The organism is Pseudomonas arsenicoxydans (assembly GCF_900103875.1).
Taxonomy (GTDB): domain Bacteria; phylum Pseudomonadota; class Gammaproteobacteria; order Pseudomonadales; family Pseudomonadaceae; genus Aquipseudomonas; species Aquipseudomonas arsenicoxydans.
Window position 1 is genome coordinate 87,671 of the sequence record NZ_LT629705.1, and the last position, 17,430, is coordinate 105,100.

Sequence of the window (17,430 nt, forward strand, 5' to 3'; positions counted from 1 at the left end):
ACAGCAAACGTTTGCCATGCCTTGATTGAGTTCTAAACCAAATAGCCGGATCACCCAAAAAGACCGGCATTAAAAAAAGAAAGAAAGGAGCTTCACCCATGAAACTGAGCAGCACCGCGTTATTGGCCCTGGCCATCAGCAGCGTAACCGCCACGGCTTACGCAGAAACCCAAAGCCAGGAATTCACCCCGGTTACGGTCAACACCAAAAGTGCTCAAGCCGATGCAACCGGCTTTGTCGAAGGCAGCACGGTTACTGGCACCACGCGTAACTGGTACGCCAACGAACAATTGAAACGTGGTGGCAAGTTCACTTACCGCAAAGACGGTGTAGCGACCCCGACTGATCGTCGTATCAACTGGCTCCAGGGCACCATCGTCAAATACAACTCGGGCTTCACCGAAGGCACCGTGGGTTTCAGCACTGAAGTGGCGGCCTACAACGCTGTCGCGCTGGAACGCGATCGCAAGGACCTGGCGTCCAACAACGGTGGCGCACCGGGCTCGCGTCCAGGCGCGGGCAACAACCGTACCCTGACCACAGAAGGCGGCGACGCCCAAGGTCAATGGAGCAAAATCGGCCTGGCCAACGTCAAGGCCCGCGTCTCCAACACCACCCTGACCGCCGGCCGCATGAACTTCAGCAGCCCGCAGGTCGACGTCATCGGCAACCGTGCGCTGCCTTCGAGCTTTGAAGGTGTGGCGATCCACAGCGAAGAGCTGAACAACCTGGCTTTCGACCTCGGGACCTTTGACCGCGTTTCACCGCGTACCGAAGAAAGCCTGAGCAAGTTCCGCTCCGAATACCAAAACAATACTGCTGAAACCGATCACGTTAATACCGCAGGCCTCACCTATACCCCTTTCGCCAGCCTGACCACCAGCCTGTGGGCGACCCAGGCCGAAGACTACTGGAACCAGTACTACTTCGGCGCCAGCCACGTGTTGGGTGACAGTTCGGTACTGAGCCTGACCACCGGCCTGAACTACTACAAAACCGTCGACCAGGGTAAAAAGCTGCTGGGCGAAATCGACAACCAAGCCGGCTCCCTGTCGTTCGGCCTGACTCACCAGGCTCACAGCCTGACTTTCTCGTACCAGGAAATTAACGGTAACGAGTACTTCGACTACCTGCACGAAACCAACGGCATCTACCTGGCCAACTCCCTGTTGTCTGACTTCAACGGCCCGAACGAGAAATCCTTCCAGATCGCCTACGGCCTGAACATGGCTGAATACGGCGTTCCAGGCCTGAAGTTCAACATCTACCAGGCTCGCGGCTGGGGTATCGACGGTACTCACTACACCGGTACTGCCTACGACGTTAAGAACATGGACGGCGAAACCCACTACGAATACGGCATCGGCTCTACGTACGCCATTCAGAGCGGCCCACTCAAAGCCACCACTGTTCGCGCGACCTATACCGCACACCGTGCCAGCCAAAACCAGGGTGATGGCAGCATCAACGAGTTCCGTCTCGTGACCACCATCCCGTTCAACATTCTGTAATGCACTGCCGAACGGCTGATCCAGTGATGAGTCGGCCGTTCGGCTTTTGTCCTTTAACCGATTGCAGAGGGTTCTTGATGAAAATGCTTCCCCTACGTGCGGCCATCGCCGCCGCGTTGCTGAGTGTCGCTGTTGGCGTCTCGGCCAAACCCCTGGTGGTCTGCACCGAAGCCAGCCCGGAAGGCTTCGATATGGTCCAGTACACGACTGCAGTCACCGCCGATGCGGTGGCCGAGACCATCTTCAATCGCCTGGCGGACTTCAAGCCCGGCACCACTGAAGTGATTCCGGCGCTGGCCGACTCCTGGGACATCAGCGAGGACGGTCTGAGCTATACGTTCCACCTGCGCAAAGGCGTCAAGTTCCACACCACCGATTACTTCAAGCCGACCCGCGACATGAATGCCGACGATGTGGTCTGGAGCTTCCAGCGTCAGCTGGACCCGAATCACCCGTGGCACAAACTGTCGAGCGTGGGCTTCCCGTACTTTGAAAGCATGGGCTTCAAGGAACTGCTCAAAAGCGTCGAGAAAGTGGACGACAACACCGTCAAGTTCACGCTGACCCGTCGTGAAGCGCCATTCCTGGCCGACATCGCCATGGCCTTCTCCTCGATCTACTCCGCCGAGTACGCCGACCAGTTGCTCAAGGCCAACAAGACCGGCGACCTGAACAACAAGCCCGTCGGCACCGGCCCGTTCGTGTTCCAGCGCTACAACAAAGATGCCCAGGTTCGCTTCAAGGCCAACCCGGACTACTTCCGTGGCAAGCCGCCAGCCGAAGCGTTGATCCTGGCGATCGCCACCGACAACAACGTGCGCCTGCAAAAGCTCAAGGCCAACGAGTGCCAGGTCGCGCTGTATCCGAAACCGGATGACATCCCGAGCATCAAGAAAGACGAAAAACTCAAAGTCGATGAAATGAACGCGATGACCGTTTCGTACATCGCCATGAACACCACGCACAAGTACATGAGTGATGTGCGCGTGCGTAAAGCCATCGACATCGCCTTCGACAAGGCCGCTTATGTCAATGCGCTGTTCGGCAAAGGCAACGCCACGGTCGCGGTTAACCCGTACCCGGACACGTTGCTGGGCTACAACCACGACCTGAAGAACCCGCCTCGTGACCTGGACAAGGCTCGCGCCTTGCTCAAGGAAGCCGGTGTACCGGAAGGCACCACGTTCACCCTGTTCACCCGTAACGGTGGCGGCCCTACCAACCCTAACCCGATGCTCGGCGCGCAGATGATGCAGGCCGACCTGGCCAAGGTCGGGATCAAGATCGATATTCGCGTCATGGAATGGGGCGAAATGCTCAAGCGCGCCAAAAACGGTGAGCACGACATGGTTTCCGCCGGATGGGCGGGCGACAACGGCGACCCGGATAACTTCCTGACGCCTATGCTCAGTTGCGAAGCCGCCAAGAACGGCGAAAACTATGCTCGCTGGTGCAACGAGAAATTCCAGACGCTGATTGATCAGGCAAGGGCTAAAGTGAACCCGACGGAACGTGCAGCGCTCTACGAACAGGCCCAGGTCGTTTTCAACCAGGACCAGCCATGGATCAGCATGGCGCACACCCGTATGTTCACCGCAATGCGCAACAACGTAGAGGGCTATCACATTAGCCCCCTCACCACTAATAACTTCGCCACCACCCAGGTGAAGTAGATAAGAAACTACCGGCATTCCTGACCCAGGAATGCCGGGCACGCCTAACCGGCTGATGAGGTACACCACACGATGTTTAGTTTTATTGCCCGCCGATTGGGGTTATTGATCCCCACGTTCTTCGGCATCACCTTGCTGACTTTCGCGTTGATTCGCATGATTCCAGGCGACCCCGTGGAAGTAATGATGGGCGAACGTCGAGTCGACCCCGAAATGCATGCTCAGGCAATGGAACGCCTAGGTCTGAACAAACCGCTGTATGCCCAGTACCTGGATTACATCGGCAAACTGGCCCACGGCGATCTCGGCGAGTCCCTGCGTACCCGTGAAAGCGTCTGGACCGAGTTCACCTCTCTCTTCCCCGCGACCCTGGAACTGTCCATGGCCGCCCTGTTGTTCGCCGGCGTCCTGGGCCTGTTGGCCGGGGTGATCGCGGCACTCAAGCGAGGATCCCTGTTCGACCATGGGGTGATGGGCATCTCCCTGGCGGGATATTCGATGCCGATCTTCTGGTGGGGCCTGATCCTGATCATGTTCTTCTCGGTGTCCCTGGGCTGGACCCCGGTGTCCGGGCGGATCGACCTGCTCTACGACATCGAGCCGCGCACCGGCTTCATGCTCATCGACACGTTGCTGGCCGATGACATCGGTGCCTTCTTCGATGCCCTGCATCACCTGATCCTGCCAGCCATCGTGCTCGGCACCATCCCGCTGGCCGTTATCGCGCGGATGACCCGTTCTTCGATGCTCGAAGTGCTGCGCGAAGACTACATCCGTACTGCCCGCGCCAAAGGCCTGTCGCCAGCGCGCGTGGTGTTCGTTCATGGCCTGCGCAACGCGCTGATCCCGGTACTCACCGTGGTCGGCCTGCAAGTCGGCACGTTGCTGGCCGGTGCGGTCCTGACCGAAACCATCTTCTCGTGGCCCGGCATCGGCAAATGGCTGATCGAAGCCATTGGCGCACGGGACTACCCAGTCGTGCAGAACGGCATCCTGTTAATCGCCTGCCTGGTGATTCTGGTCAACTTCGTGGTGGACATCCTCTACGGCTTTGCCAACCCACGCATTCGTCACCAGCGCTGAGATCATTATGACCATGACCACTTCAATTCCAGCGGTAGCAGTCGATCAAAGCCTGCTGTATCCGTCCCCGTACAAAGAATTCTGGCAAGCGTTTTCCAAGAACAAAGGCGCCGTCGCCGGCCTGCTGTTCATGCTGCTGGTGATTTTCTGCGCGATCTTCGCGCCTTGGGTTTCCCCGCATAACCCGAGTGAGCAGTACCGCGACTTCCTGCTGACCCCGCCGGCCTGGCTGGAAGGTGGGCAGATCCAGTTCCTGCTCGGCACCGATGAACTGGGTCGCGACCTGCTGTCGCGGCTGATCAACGGTTCGCGTCTGTCCCTGCTGATCGGCTTGTCGTCGGTGGTGATGTCGCTGATTCCGGGCATCCTGCTGGGTCTGTTCGCCGGGTTCTTCCCGCGCGTGCTCGGCCCGACCATCATGCGCCTGATGGACATCATGCTGGCCCTGCCATCGCTGCTGCTGGCCGTGGCGATTGTCGCCATCCTCGGCCCTGGCCTGATCAACACCATCATTGCCATCGCCGTGGTTTCGTTGCCGTCCTACGTTCGTCTGACCCGCGCCGCGGTGATGGGCGAATTGAACCGCGACTACGTGACCGCCGCGCGCCTGGCTGGTGCCGGTCTGCCACGCCTGATGTTCGTCACCGTGCTGCCCAACTGCATGGCACCGCTGATCGTTCAGGCCACCTTGAGCTTTTCTTCGGCGATTCTCGACGCCGCCGCACTGGGCTTCCTCGGCCTTGGCGTACAACCGCCAACCCCTGAGTGGGGCACCATGCTGGCTTCGGCTCGCGACTACATCGAACGCGCCTGGTGGGTGGTAAGCCTGCCGGGTCTGACCATTTTGCTCAGCGTGCTGGCAATCAACTTGATGGGCGACGGTCTGCGCGATGCGCTGGACCCGAAACTCAAGAACGCCGCCTGAGGAGATTCAAATGTCACTGTTAGAAATCAAGAATCTCAACGTTCGCTTTGGCGACAAGAACGCCGTTCCGGTAGTCGACGGGCTCGACATTACCGTGGACAAGGGCGAAGTCCTGGCCATCGTTGGCGAGTCGGGTTCCGGTAAATCCGTGACCATGATGGCGCTGATGGGCCTGATCGAGCATCCGGGGATCGTCACCGCCGACGCGCTGAATTTCGACGGCAAGGACATGCTCAAGCTCAGCAACCGTCAGCGTCGGCAAATTGTCGGCAAAGACCTGGCCATGGTCTTCCAGGACCCGATGACCGCGCTGAACCCAAGCTACACCGTCGGTTTCCAGATCGAAGAAGTGCTGCGCCTGCACCTGAAAATGTCCGGCAAGCAAGCCCGCGCACGGGCCATCGAACTGCTGGAAAAAGTTGAAATCCCGGGTGCTGCCAGCCGTATGGACGCCTACCCGCACCAACTGTCCGGCGGTATGAGCCAGCGCGTCGCGATTGCCATGGCGATTGCCGGCGAGCCGAAACTGCTGATCGCCGACGAACCAACCACCGCGCTCGACGTGACCATTCAGGCCCAAATCATGGACCTGCTGCTGGCGTTGCAGAAAGAGCAGAACATGGGCCTGGTGCTGATCACTCACGACCTCGCGGTCGTGGCCGAAACTGCCCAGCGCGTGTGCGTGATGTACGCCGGCCAAGCAGTGGAAGTCGGTCAGGTGCCTCAGTTGTTCGACATTCCGGCGCACCCGTACAGCGAAGCGCTGCTCAAGGCGATTCCGGAACACAGCCTGGGCGCCACACGCCTGGCCACGCTGCCGGGCATCGTTCCCGGTCGTTATGACCGTCCACAGGGTTGCCTGCTGTCGCCGCGTTGCCCGTACGTGCAGGAATCCTGCCGTCAGCAACGCCCAACCCTTGACCCGAAAAGCAACAGCCTTGCCCGCTGCTTCTACCCGCTGAATCAGGAGGTGGCGTAATGGCCGTCGTACTTACCGCCCGCGACCTGACCCGTCACTACGAAGTGTCCCGTGGCCTGTTCAAGGGCCATGCGACCGTACGCGCCCTGAACGGTGTGTCGTTTGAACTCGAAGCCGGCAAAACCCTCGCTGTGGTTGGCGAATCGGGCTGCGGCAAATCCACCCTGGCCCGTGCCCTGACGCTGATCGAGGAGCCGTCCTCCGGCTCCCTGAAAATCGCCGGGCAAGAAGTCACCGGTGCCGACAAGGCTCAACGCAAGCAACTGCGCAAAGACGTGCAGATGGTGTTCCAGAGCCCATACGCCTCGTTGAACCCACGGCAGAAAGTCGGAGATCAGCTCGGCGAGCCGCTGCTGATCAACACCAACCTCTCCGCCGCCGAGCGTCGCGAGAAAGTGCAGGCGATGATGAAGCAGGTGGGCTTGCGTCCTGAGCACTACCAGCGTTATCCGCACATGTTCTCTGGCGGTCAGCGTCAGCGGATCGCGCTGGCCCGGGCGATGATGTTGCAGCCCAAAGTGCTGGTGGCGGATGAGCCGACGTCGGCGCTGGACGTGTCGATCCAGGCCCAGGTGCTGAACCTGTTCATGGATTTGCAGCAAGAGTTCAACACCGCCTACGTGTTCATCTCGCACAACCTGGCGGTGGTGCAACACGTTGCCGATGACGTGATGGTGATGTACCTCGGTCGCCCGGTGGAAATGGGTCCGAAGAACGACATCTACGAGCGTCCTCTGCACCCGTACACCCAGGCGTTGCTGTCGGCTACCCCGACCATTCACCCGGACCCGAACAAGCCGAAAATCAAGATCGTCGGCGAGTTGCCCAACCCGTTGAACCCGCCGTCGGGTTGCGCTTTCCACAAGCGCTGCCCGTACGCGACCGAGCGCTGCAGCACTGAAGAGCCGGCCCTGCGCCTGCTCGACAGCCGCCAGGTTGCTTGCCACTACGCCGAGCAATTCCTCGACGGTGCGGCATAAACATGTGGGAGCGAGTTTGCTCCCACAGTGATACCTGACCTGCCTCAACAGCCCCTTCTATTTCGATTGCGCATCAATCGGGGCAGAAGGGGTTTTCTTTTGCCCGTGATTTACCTTCTAGGTCTGACTGTCGTCCTCTTCGTCAGTGTCAGGCTCGTCCGTGGTCGAATCGTCATCGCCTTTGGTTCCGCCTTGATCCTCATCGCCCGGTTCCGAGTCGGACTTGGCAATCATCTGGCCCGTGTGCATCGCCTGCCCGCTGGAAGCGTGTTCTCCCTGATCCGTGCACTGCGCCCAAGCTGCAGACATGCCCACGGACAGCATCACCAAAACCTTTAGCAACAACACAATGCGTTGAAAAATGCTCATAGCCGAATCCATCCTTTCTTGAGGTGAAGCATGGTTGCCTGTCGGAGCGCTGATTGAAATCTAGTTCTGATCGGCGCGGTTCTCCAGATAGGACGCTAATGAATAGACGGAATGCCGCTGGTGGGAAGATTGGTTTTGAATAAAGGTAATGCCGAAAAGATCAAAAGATCGCAGCCTCGTTTCACTCGACAGCTCCTACAGGGCGGCGCATTCCAATGTAGGAGCTGTCGAGTGAAACGAGGCTGCGATCTTTTGCCTGTCTAGTCCTGAAATAGGTTTACACCTGTTTCACCCTAACGCCCGATGCATCGCCTCGGGCGTTTTGTATTTCAACGACAGGTGCGGACGCTCGCGGTTGTAGATCGATACCGACTCGCTCACCATCTTCTTCGCCTGCGTTAAATCCTGTGGTCGCTGGAGCAAAAGCTCCGTCTTCAATATCCCGTTGACCCGCTCTGCCAAGGCATTTTGGTAGCAGTCATAGCCGTCCGTCATCGAACACCTGATGCCGTGTTTCGCGTGCAGTTCCTGGTACATTCCCGAGCAATACTGGCTGCCTCTGTCCGAGTGATGAACCAGTGGCTGCTCCGTTCGACGGTGCTTCACCGCCCGGCGCAGCGCTTGCGCGACCGACTCGGTGTGCAGGCTTTCATGGACGTGATAGCCCACGATCTTTCGCGAAAAAGCATCCGTCACAAGGCTCAGATAGGCCACGCCTTCCTGAGTGGGCAGATAGGTGATGTCAGCCACCCAAACCTGTTCCGGGCCGCTGGGAACAACCTGTTCAGGCCCCGGTTTGAGCAGGTTCGGATGGCGTCGAAAGCGATGATGACTGTCGGTTGTCTTGTGATACGCCCGCTTTCGCGCTACCAATAAACGCCGTTCGCGCAGAATCGAAAACAGGCGATCTCGCCCTACTTGCAGCTCAAGCAGCGGCTGACATTGCAGCAGGTAATGCAGCTTTCTAGTGCCCAACCGCGGCTGCCGCAGGCGCTTTTGCTGAACGAAATCGGCAACTTTCTGATCCAGAATCAGACGAGCAGCATCGGCGCGATTGCGTTTGTAGTAAGCCTGTCGGCTTATCCCCATGAACTGGCAAGCCCTGCTGATGCTCAGGTTTTGGATTCGTTTTTGCGCGAGGACTTGCCGGGACGCTTTTTTACGACAGAGAGACCGTAGTCATTTTTCAAGACGTCCACGACGGCCTCGAAAAACTGCGCTTTCTGATTGGACAGCGCCAACTGCTCTTCAAGCTCTTTGATGCGCTGCTCTGGCGTTAATGGTCGGTTTTTGTCGGGCATAGACCCCATCCTCGGCGAGCCAATGTAGGTGCCGGGGCTCCAATCTTGACGACCGTGCTTGCGTAACCATGTCAGAACGGTCGTTTTGCCTTGAATCCCGTAGCGCTCCTGAGCCTCTTTATAACTCAGCTCGCCTTTTTCGACCTGGTCGACGACCGACAATTTAAAGGTCAGCGTGTAGTCTCGCTGACTACGCCTTTTTGCGGATTCCATTACGTCCTCCTGAAAAACAGATCAGAAGGTGTAAACCTTATTCAGGACGGGACAGCCCCATAAAAAAAGGCGAAGCCCGAAAGCTTCGCCTTTGCTCTGACCGACCATCTAACGCTTAGTGATGCTCGCGCGTCGCACGGAATTTCACGTCCGGCCAGCGCTCTTCCATCAGCGCCAGGTTGACCCGTGTCGGCGCAAGGTAGGTCAGGTGACCACCGCCGTCGACCGCCAGGTTTTCCACGGCCTTGACCCGGAATTCCTCAAACTTCTTCTTGTCGTCGCAATCGATCCAGCGCGCGGAATACACGGTGATCGGCTCATAGGAGCACTCGACCTTGTATTCCTCTTTCAAGCGGCTGGCGACCACATCGAACTGCAGCACACCAACGGCGCCGAGGATGATGTCGTTGCTGCGCTCGGGGAAGAACACCTGGGTTGCGCCCTCTTCCGCCAATTGCTGCAAGCCTTGGCGCAGTTGCTTGGATTTCAGCGGGTCTCGCAGACGCACACGACGGAACAGTTCTGGGGCGAAGTGCGGGATGCCGGTGAAGCCCAGGACCTCGCCTTCGGTGAAGGTGTCGCCGATCTGGATGGTGCCGTGGTTGTGCAAACCGATGATGTCGCCGGCAAACGCCTCTTCCAGTTGCTCACGCTCGGAGGAGAAGAAGGTCAGGGCGTCGCCGATCCGCACGTCCTTGCCGGTGCGCACGTGGCGCATCTTCATGCCCTTTTCGTACTTGCCAGAGCAGATACGCATGAAGGCGATACGGTCGCGGTGTTTGGGGTCCATGTTCGCCTGGATCTTGAACACGAAGCCGGTGAATTTTTCTTCAATCGGCTCCACGGTGCGCTCGTTGGCGACACGGGCCAGCGGTTTCGGCGCCCAGTTGACCACGGCGTCGAGCACGTGATCGACACCGAAGTTGCCCAGGGCCGTACCGAAGAACACCGGGGTCAGTTGGCCGTCGAGGAATTCCTGCTGGTTGAACTCGTGGCAGGCGCCCTGTACCAGTTCCAGCTGATCGACGAAACGATCGTATTCATCGCCCAAATGCGCGCGAGCTTCATCGGAGTCGAGCTTTTCGATGATTTTCACATCGGTGCGCTCGTGGCCGTGACCGGCGGTGTACACGATGATGTAGTCGTCGGCGAGGTGATACACGCCCTTGAAGTCGCGGTAGCAACCGATCGGCCAGGTGATCGGCGCAGCCTTGATCTTCAGGACCGCTTCGATCTCGTCGAGCAGCTCGATCGGGTCGCGGATGTCGCGGTCGAGTTTGTTGATGAAGCTGACGATCGGCGTGTCACGCAGACGGCAAACGTCCATCAACGCGATGGTCCGCGGCTCTACACCCTTACCGCCGTCGAGAACCATCAAGGCCGAGTCCACCGCCGTCAGGGTGCGGTAGGTATCTTCGGAGAAGTCTTCGTGGCCCGGGGTGTCGAGCAGGTTGATCATGTGGTCACGATACGGGAACTGCATGACCGACGTGGTAATGGAAATACCCCGTTGCTTTTCCATTTCCATCCAGTCGGAGGTGGCATGGCGGTCGGACTTGCGAGACTTCACCGTGCCAGCAATTGCAATCGCCTTGCCCATAAGCAAGAGCTTCTCGGTGATGGTGGTTTTACCGGCATCGGGGTGGGAAATAATGGCGAAAGTGCGGCGTTTCGCGACTTCGGCGGCCTGTTTGGTCATGGGAAATCGCCTGGCAGGTGATTCAAAAAAGGGCGGCGAGTATAGCGCAAACCGGCATCGACGGACCACCGTTCGCCCTGTCGCCAATGGCGATTGACGGCCCCCTGGAGGATCAACGGTGGCTAAATGCTGTTAAATATGGAACCTTTTAAAAGGTGGAGGCGTCCACTCCCCTGTTACAGCACTCGTAGCAGGGTTTGAAAAATCTGCAAGTTAGCCTGACGAGGCTGCGCTTATGGCTCGATTCATGTCCCTTTGCGGACATAGAACGCGCTGCTTCTCGCGAACGTTGTTTTTCCCGGCAGCCAGGAATGGCATGCCACACGGGACTGCGTTCGCCGACCAAGAAAAAAAGGAGTCCGCCTGTGGCTATTCGCTATGGCAAGGGGCTTATTGGAGGTGCGGTTGTCGTCGCTCTCCTGGCCCTGCTGGTCCACTGGATTGGCATCAACACGATCGAACATTACCGCGACGATTTATTGTTTTACCTGCAAGCTCATCTGATTCTTGTCCTTGTCTCCATGCTGGCCGCCCTTGTCGTGGGCATACCCGCCGGTATCTTCCTCAGCCGCCCAACCATGGTTGACCGTGCTGAACGCTTCATGCAGATCTTCAACATCGGCAACACCGTGCCGCCTCTCGCCGTACTCGCTATCGCCCTGGGGATTCTGGGCATCGGCAGCGGCCCCGCGATCTTCGCCCTGTTCCTCGCCTCGCTGTTGCCGATCGTGCGCAACACCTATGAAGGCCTGAAAAACGTCCAGGGTTCGCTCAAAGAAGCGGCGGTCGGTATCGGCATGACACCGACTCAGGTGCTGTGGCGGGTCGAATTGCCCAACGCCGTGCCGATCATCATTGGTGGCGTGCGCGTGGCCCTGGCGATCAACGTCGGGACGGCACCACTGGCGTTCCTGATTGGCGCCAACAGCCTGGGCAGCCTGATTTTCCCTGGCATCGCCCTGAACAATCAGCCGCAACTGCTGCTCGGCGCGGCCTGCACCGCCTTGCTGGCCTTGCTGCTCGACGGCCTGGTGACACTCGCCAGCCGCCTCTGGCTCGAACGCGGCCTACGCCCGTCTTAAGCCTCGGCAAAGGAATAATCATGAAAAGACTGACCTTTATATTGGGCTGCGCCCTGCTGTTCGCAGGTTTCGCCCAAGCCGCTGAAAAACCGGTAATCCGCATCGGCGCCCGGGTGTTCACCGAACAGACCTTGCTGGCTGAAATCACGTCTCAATACCTGCGCACCAAGGGGTATGACACTCAAGTCACCGGCGGTCTGGGCAGCAACCTGGCCCGCAGCGCCCACGAAAGTGGTCAGCTGGATTTGATGTGGGAATACACCGGCGTCTCGCTGGTGGCGTACAACCACATCACGGACAAGCTCGACAGCGCCCAGTCCTACGCCAAGGTGAAAGAACTCGACGCGAAAAAAGGCCTGGTCTGGCTCACGCCGTCGAAGTTCAGTAACACCTACGCCCTGGCGCTGCCGGAAAAAACCGCAAAGGCTTATCCGCAGATCAACACCATCAGCGAGCTGAACACGGTGTTGCAGGCTGAGGCGAAGTCAGATCACCTCGTCGCCCTGGACACCGAGTTCGCCAACCGTTCCGACGGGCTGGACGGCATGGTTGAGCTGTACGGCATGAACCTGACCCGCAAGAACATCCGCCAGATGGACGCCGGGCTGGTCTACACCGCGTTGCGCAACAGCCAAGTGTTTGCCGGCCTGGTCTACACCACCGACGGTCGTTTGAACGCCTTCAAGCTCAAGCTGCTCGAAGACGACAAGCACTATTTCCCGGATTACACCGCCGCTCCCGTGGTGCGTCAGGACTACCTCGACGCCCATCCGCAACTGGCGGAGGAGATCAAGCCTCTGGCTGAACTGTTCGATGACGCCACCATGCGCCAGCTCAACGCGCGGGTCGATGTCGATCACGAAAGCCCTTCATCCGTTGCCGCAGATTTCCTGCGCCAGCACCCTATCAACTGAGGAGGAAAAGCCATGGAATTTCTGAACGCCTTTTCCCATCTCGACTGGCCGCTGGTGCTGCACCTGACCTGGCAGCACATCACCCTGGTCGGCATAGCGGTGACACTGGCGATCCTCGTGGGCGTACCGCTGGGTGTCCTGATGACGCGTTTCCCAACGCTCGCTGGCCCCTTGCAAGCCAGCGCCACGGTGTTGCTGACGGTGCCGTCGATTGCCCTGTTCGGCCTGCTGCTGCCGTTCTACTCAAAATTCGGCCAGGGCCTGGGCCCGATGCCAGCGATCACCGCGGTGTTTTTGTATTCACTGCTGCCGATCATGCGTAACACCTACCTGGCGCTGACCGGCGTCGACCCTGGCATTCGCGAAGCCGCCCGTGGCATCGGCATGACCTTCGGCCAGCGCCTGCGCATGGTCGAACTGCCAATCGCGGTGCCGGTGATCCTCGCTGGCGTGCGCACCGCCGTGGTCATGAACATTGGTGTCATGACCATCGCTGCGACCATCGGCGCCGGTGGCCTCGGTGTACTCATTCTCGCTTCAATCAGCCGCAGCGACATGTCGATGCTGATCGTCGGCGCCGTGCTGGTCAGTCTCCTGGCCATCTTCGCCGACCTGCTTCTGCAATGGCTGCAACGCACGCTGACTCCAAAAGGACTGCTCAAATGATCGAACTTCAAAACCTCAGCAAGACCTTCCAAAGCAACGGCAAAGACGTAAAAGCCGTGGACTCGGTAAGCCTGACCGTCAATGAAGGCGAAATCTGCGTGTTCCTCGGGCCATCGGGTTGCGGCAAAAGCACCACGCTGAAGATGATCAACCGACTGATCAAGCCGACCTCCGGCAAGATCCTGATCAACGGCGAAGACACCACCGATCTCGACGCGGTGACCCTGCGCCGCAACATCGGCTATGTGATCCAGCAGATCGGTCTGTTCCCGAACATGACCATCGAAGAAAACATCACCATCGTTCCTCGTCTTCTCGGCTGGGACAAACAGAAATGCCACGACCGCGCTCGCGAGTTGATGAGCATGATCAAGCTGGAACCCAAGCAGTATCTGAATCGCTACCCGCGTGAGTTGTCGGGTGGCCAGCAGCAGCGGATCGGCGTGATTCGTGCGCTGGCGGCAGATGCTCCGTTGTTGTTGATGGACGAACCGTTTGGCGCGGTCGACCCGATCAACCGCGAGATGATCCAGAACGAGTTCTTCGAGATGCAACGAGCGCTGAACAAGACCGTGATCATGGTCAGCCACGACATCGATGAAGCGATCAAGCTGGGCGACAAGATTGCGATCTTCCGCGCCGGCAAGCTGTTGCAGATCGATCACCCGGACACCCTGCTCGCCCACCCGGCGGATGACTTTGTCAGCAACTTCGTTGGCCAGGACAGCACCCTCAAGCGCCTGTTGCTGGTGAAAGCCGAAGACGCGGCGGACAACGCACCGTCGGTCAGCCCGCAAACGCCTGTGGCCGAGGCCCTGGAGTTGATGGATGAACTGGACCGTCGTTATGTAGTGGTCACCGATGGTGAGAACAAGGCGCTCGGTTATGTACGACGTCGCGACCTGCACCGTCAGACCGGGACATGTGCGCAATACTTGCGCGAGTTCAATGCCACGGCGGCGTTCGACGAACATTTGCGCATCCTGCTGTCGCGCATGTACGAGTTCAACCGTTCGTGGCTGCCGGTGATGGATGCCGAGCGGGTGTTCCTTGGTGAAGTGACGCAGGAATCGATTGCCGAGTATCTGAGCTCCGGCAAGTCCCGTGGCGGCAAGACCAGCATTGTTTCGCCGGCCGAGACTGCGTTGGCCTGACAGACGCCATCGCGGGCAAGCCCGCTCCCACACTGGTCCGCGGTCATCCACAAAATTGTGAGCTGACAGAGATCCAATGTGGGAGCGGGCTTGCCCGCGATTGGGGGCACCACAAATCCTCCTGATGCGCCGCAAATCTCCCTGCCAGGGGAACATCACACTGTCATGCAGGTCGGTTACATCAGTAACTGTCGGGGACCGCACGACGGAAGCGTGCAAAAACGCGACATTTTTAGTTGATCTCAAGCCCCTCACGCCCTAAAGTTCGCGCCGAACGTCCATGCTGGAAACGATCCATCCGGCTCAAGTACTGACGACGAGACAGCAAGGCCAAGGGAAGCACCGCCTCCCATGGCCTTTTTGCTTTCGGCGACATGCCTTGGGAAGTAGGCGAACCAAAGTGGGGATACGGAGGACGTTCATTTGCACCCATTGATTACTAACGTTTGCCAGTAGGAGCCCCAAGCATGTCGATCAACGTCGAAGACTATTTCGCGCGCGATACCTTCAACAAAATGAAGGCGTTCGCCGACAAACAAGAAACCCCGTTCGTGGTGATCGACACCGCGATGATCAGCCAGGCCTATGACGACCTGCGCGCCGGTTTCGAATTCGCCAAGGTCTATTACGCGGTCAAGGCCAACCCGGCCGTCGAAATCATCGACCTGCTCAAAGAGAAAGGCTCGAACTTCGACATCGCGTCTATCTACGAGCTCGACAAAGTGATGAACCAGGGCGTTGGCCCGGATCGCATCAGCTACGGCAACACCATCAAGAAATCCAAGGACATCCGCTACTTCTATGAGAAGGGCGTGCGTCTGTATGCCACCGACTCCGAAGCCGACCTGCGCAACATCGCCAAGGCTGCACCGGGTTCGAAAGTCTACGTGCGCATCCTCACAGAAGGTTCGACCACCGCTGACTGGCCTCTGTCGCGCAAATTCGGCTGCCAGACCGACATGGCCATGGACCTGCTGATCCTCGCTCGCGACCTAGGCCTGGTGCCTTACGGCATCTCGTTCCACGTCGGCTCGCAACAGCGCGACATCAGCGTCTGGGACGCAGCGATCGCCAAGGTCAAAGTGATCTTCGAGCGCCTGAAAGAAGAAGACGGCATCCACCTGAAGCTGATCAACATGGGCGGCGGCTTCCCGGCCAACTACATCACCCGCACCAACAGCCTGGAAACCTACGCTGAAGAAATCATCCGTTTCCTCAAGGAAGACTTCGGTGATGACCTGCCGGAAATCATCCTGGAACCAGGCCGTTCGCTGATTGCCAACGCTGGCATCCTGGTCAGTGAAGTGGTGTTGGTCGCCCGTAAATCCCGTACCGCTGTAGAGCGATGGGTGTACACGGATGTGGGCAAGTTCTCCGGCCTGATCGAAACCATGGACGAAGCCATCAAGTTCCCGATCTGGACCGAGAAGAAAGGCGAGATGGAAGAAGTGGTCATCGCCGGCCCGACCTGCGACAGCGCCGACATCATGTACGAAAACTACAAGTACGGTTTGCCGCTGAACCTGGCGATCGGTGATCGTTTGTACTGGTTGTCGACCGGTGCCTACACCACCAGCTACAGCGCGGTTGAATTCAATGGCTTCCCGCCGCTGAAGTCGTTTTACGTCTAACTCGTAAACAGCCACACAAAAACCCGTGACTTTTCACGGGTTTTTTTATTTCCGCTCTCCTGAAAAACACACTTCCAAGCACCATAAATAGTTACAGACCAAACCACAAACTTGCACCCATCTGAAGTTATGCTACGCGCTCACTTACTTGAAAGGGATTTCAACCATGCCACTTAATACATCGCCTGTATTAAACGCGACCTCGCCACCGATTATTACCAAAGGCGATATTGTACGAATCAAAGAATACATTTCCGAAGCCAAGAAACTCCCAACCAACATCGACGATGTTAAAGCACTGCTAAAAAGCGAAAATACCGGCATCGCCGGGCTGGAGCCTTATGACATTGCAAATACCTGCGCCAAAATCGTTACCAACGCCCATAGCTGGAACGACATAGAACTTTCGATGAAAAAAGTGGCTGGCAGCCTCAAGACATTCTCCGAAGACTTGCGCTATTTCGGAGACGACATTATCGCAGCCATCGAAACCATGCCGGGATATAAAAATTACATTGGCACAATTGAAGGGCTGACGGACGAAGAAATTTCCAAACTTCCCGAGTTGAAAATTGGCTCAGATGAGAAAAACAGATTTCCATCCATCAAGGACTCTATTCAGTTTATTGCAAGTTCCATTGATCAAAAGAAAACCAACAGCACTGACATCCAGCTCCGGCTGAAAGACTTCAAGACCGAGCTGACCGATGTGGTCGCGGTATTGATTGGAGAAAAGCTGAAACTGGCCGGCAATCACGAGTTGAATGCCGAGATCACCCGACTCAACGTTGAAATTGATGATGCTCAACGCCTGGTTAATGAAAAAACCAAAGAGTACGAGCCCAACTTCTTTGAATCCTTCCTGTCGTTTATCGATCCGTTGGGCTACAAAGTTCTACAGCTCAAAGCCAACCTGCAGACTGCACATGTTGCGCCGCTGGTTTGTCGGCGGGATGAACTCACTGAGCAAGTTCGTAAGACAAACGTTCTGACGGGAACGCTGTTGGCCCTTCATGCCCGCTTGTACAGCGTTGACTCTTATATCGTCGGTGCAACACAAAGCACTGCGTTGCTTGAAACCTTATGGATCACCATTTCGGAATACATCAACTCGTCAAAAAACAAAATTGATGGCATTCACGAATTCCTCACACTCAGGGCGTTTGTTTCGAGCCTGAAAGTCGTGCTCAGCAACTGGAAAAACATCGAATCCAATGCCAAGGCGTTGACCCAAGCATTCGACTGATACA

The 17,430-nt window shown here is 57.8% G+C and carries 14 protein-coding genes and 1 pseudogene; 12 read left to right on the top strand and 3 right to left on the bottom strand.

Annotated features, from left to right (window positions below; all coding sequences use genetic code 11):
• Positions 1-98 precede the first annotated feature (98 nt).
• The 6 genes from BLQ41_RS00450 to BLQ41_RS00475 all read left to right on the top strand — a co-directional run bounded on the left by BLQ41_RS00450 (position 99) and on the right by BLQ41_RS00475 (position 7,151).
• Positions 99-1,511: an OprD family porin gene (locus tag BLQ41_RS00450; protein WP_090175562.1), complete on the top strand. Its 1,413-nt coding sequence runs from the start codon at positions 99-101 to the stop codon at positions 1,509-1,511.
• Between the two features lie 77 nt (positions 1,512-1,588).
• Entirely contained in the window at positions 1,589-3,184 is a 1,596-nt protein-coding gene (locus tag BLQ41_RS00455) for an ABC transporter substrate-binding protein (RefSeq protein ID WP_090175565.1), read from the top strand.
• 72 nt (positions 3,185-3,256) lie between these two features.
• The gene (locus tag BLQ41_RS00460) at positions 3,257-4,267 is read left to right on the top strand and encodes an ABC transporter permease subunit (RefSeq protein ID WP_090175568.1); all 1,011 of its coding nucleotides are present in this window, start codon (positions 3,257-3,259) and stop codon (positions 4,265-4,267) included.
• A 13-nt stretch (positions 4,268-4,280) separates the two neighbouring features.
• Complete coding sequence (locus tag BLQ41_RS00465; protein ID WP_090188310.1) at positions 4,281-5,192, top strand: ABC transporter permease subunit; 912 nt, start codon at positions 4,281-4,283, stop codon at positions 5,190-5,192.
• 10 nt (positions 5,193-5,202) lie between these two features.
• Complete coding sequence (locus BLQ41_RS00470) at positions 5,203-6,171, top strand: ABC transporter ATP-binding protein (protein WP_090175571.1); 969 nt, start codon at positions 5,203-5,205, stop codon at positions 6,169-6,171.
• Positions 6,171-7,151 (top strand): peptide ABC transporter ATP-binding protein, encoded by a 981-nt coding sequence (locus BLQ41_RS00475; protein WP_046045819.1) that lies wholly within the window; start codon positions 6,171-6,173, stop codon positions 7,149-7,151. The genes BLQ41_RS00470 and BLQ41_RS00475 overlap by 1 nt, the downstream gene beginning before the upstream one ends.
• A gap of 117 nt (positions 7,152-7,268) precedes the next feature.
• Here BLQ41_RS00475 and BLQ41_RS00480 read toward each other — a convergent pair whose 3' ends face one another.
• The 3 genes and pseudogenes from BLQ41_RS00480 to BLQ41_RS00490 all read right to left on the bottom strand — a co-directional run bounded on the left by BLQ41_RS00480 (position 7,269) and on the right by BLQ41_RS00490 (position 10,733).
• Positions 7,269-7,520 carry a hypothetical protein gene (locus BLQ41_RS00480; protein WP_090175575.1) on the bottom strand — a complete coding sequence of 84 codons (252 nt, stop codon included), beginning with the start codon at positions 7,518-7,520 and terminating at the stop codon, positions 7,269-7,271.
• A gap of 260 nt (positions 7,521-7,780) precedes the next feature.
• Positions 7,781-9,034, bottom strand: a pseudogene (locus BLQ41_RS00485) (IS3 family transposase).
• A gap of 115 nt (positions 9,035-9,149) precedes the next feature.
• On the bottom strand, positions 9,150-10,733 hold the full coding sequence (locus BLQ41_RS00490; RefSeq protein ID WP_090175577.1) for a peptide chain release factor 3: 1,584 nt from the start codon (positions 10,731-10,733) through the stop codon (positions 9,150-9,152).
• Positions 10,734-11,098: 365 nt separating this feature from the next.
• Between BLQ41_RS00490 and BLQ41_RS00495 the strand changes: the two genes are divergently transcribed.
• From BLQ41_RS00495 to BLQ41_RS00520, 6 genes are all read left to right on the top strand, one after another.
• The gene (locus BLQ41_RS00495) at positions 11,099-11,815 is read left to right on the top strand and encodes an ABC transporter permease (protein WP_090175580.1); all 717 of its coding nucleotides are present in this window, start codon (positions 11,099-11,101) and stop codon (positions 11,813-11,815) included.
• Between the two features lie 20 nt (positions 11,816-11,835).
• Positions 11,836-12,729 carry a glycine betaine ABC transporter substrate-binding protein gene (locus tag BLQ41_RS00500; RefSeq protein ID WP_090175584.1) on the top strand — a complete coding sequence of 298 codons (894 nt, stop codon included), beginning with the start codon at positions 11,836-11,838 and terminating at the stop codon, positions 12,727-12,729.
• A gap of 12 nt (positions 12,730-12,741) precedes the next feature.
• Positions 12,742-13,395 (top strand): ABC transporter permease, encoded by a 654-nt coding sequence (locus BLQ41_RS00505; protein ID WP_090175586.1) that lies wholly within the window; start codon positions 12,742-12,744, stop codon positions 13,393-13,395.
• A complete protein-coding gene (locus BLQ41_RS00510; RefSeq protein WP_090175589.1) occupies positions 13,392-14,549 on the top strand; it encodes an osmoprotectant ABC transporter ATP-binding protein OsmV in 1,158 nt (385 codons plus the stop codon). The genes BLQ41_RS00505 and BLQ41_RS00510 overlap by 4 nt, the downstream gene beginning before the upstream one ends.
• A gap of 467 nt (positions 14,550-15,016) precedes the next feature.
• Positions 15,017-16,180, top strand: a complete 1,164-nt coding sequence (locus tag BLQ41_RS00515) for a type III PLP-dependent enzyme (RefSeq protein ID WP_027924486.1) — start codon at positions 15,017-15,019, stop codon at positions 16,178-16,180.
• Between the two features lie 166 nt (positions 16,181-16,346).
• Entirely contained in the window at positions 16,347-17,426 is a 1,080-nt protein-coding gene (locus BLQ41_RS00520) for an alpha-xenorhabdolysin family binary toxin subunit A (RefSeq protein ID WP_090175591.1), read from the top strand.
• The last annotated feature ends 4 nt before the right edge of the window (positions 17,427-17,430 follow it).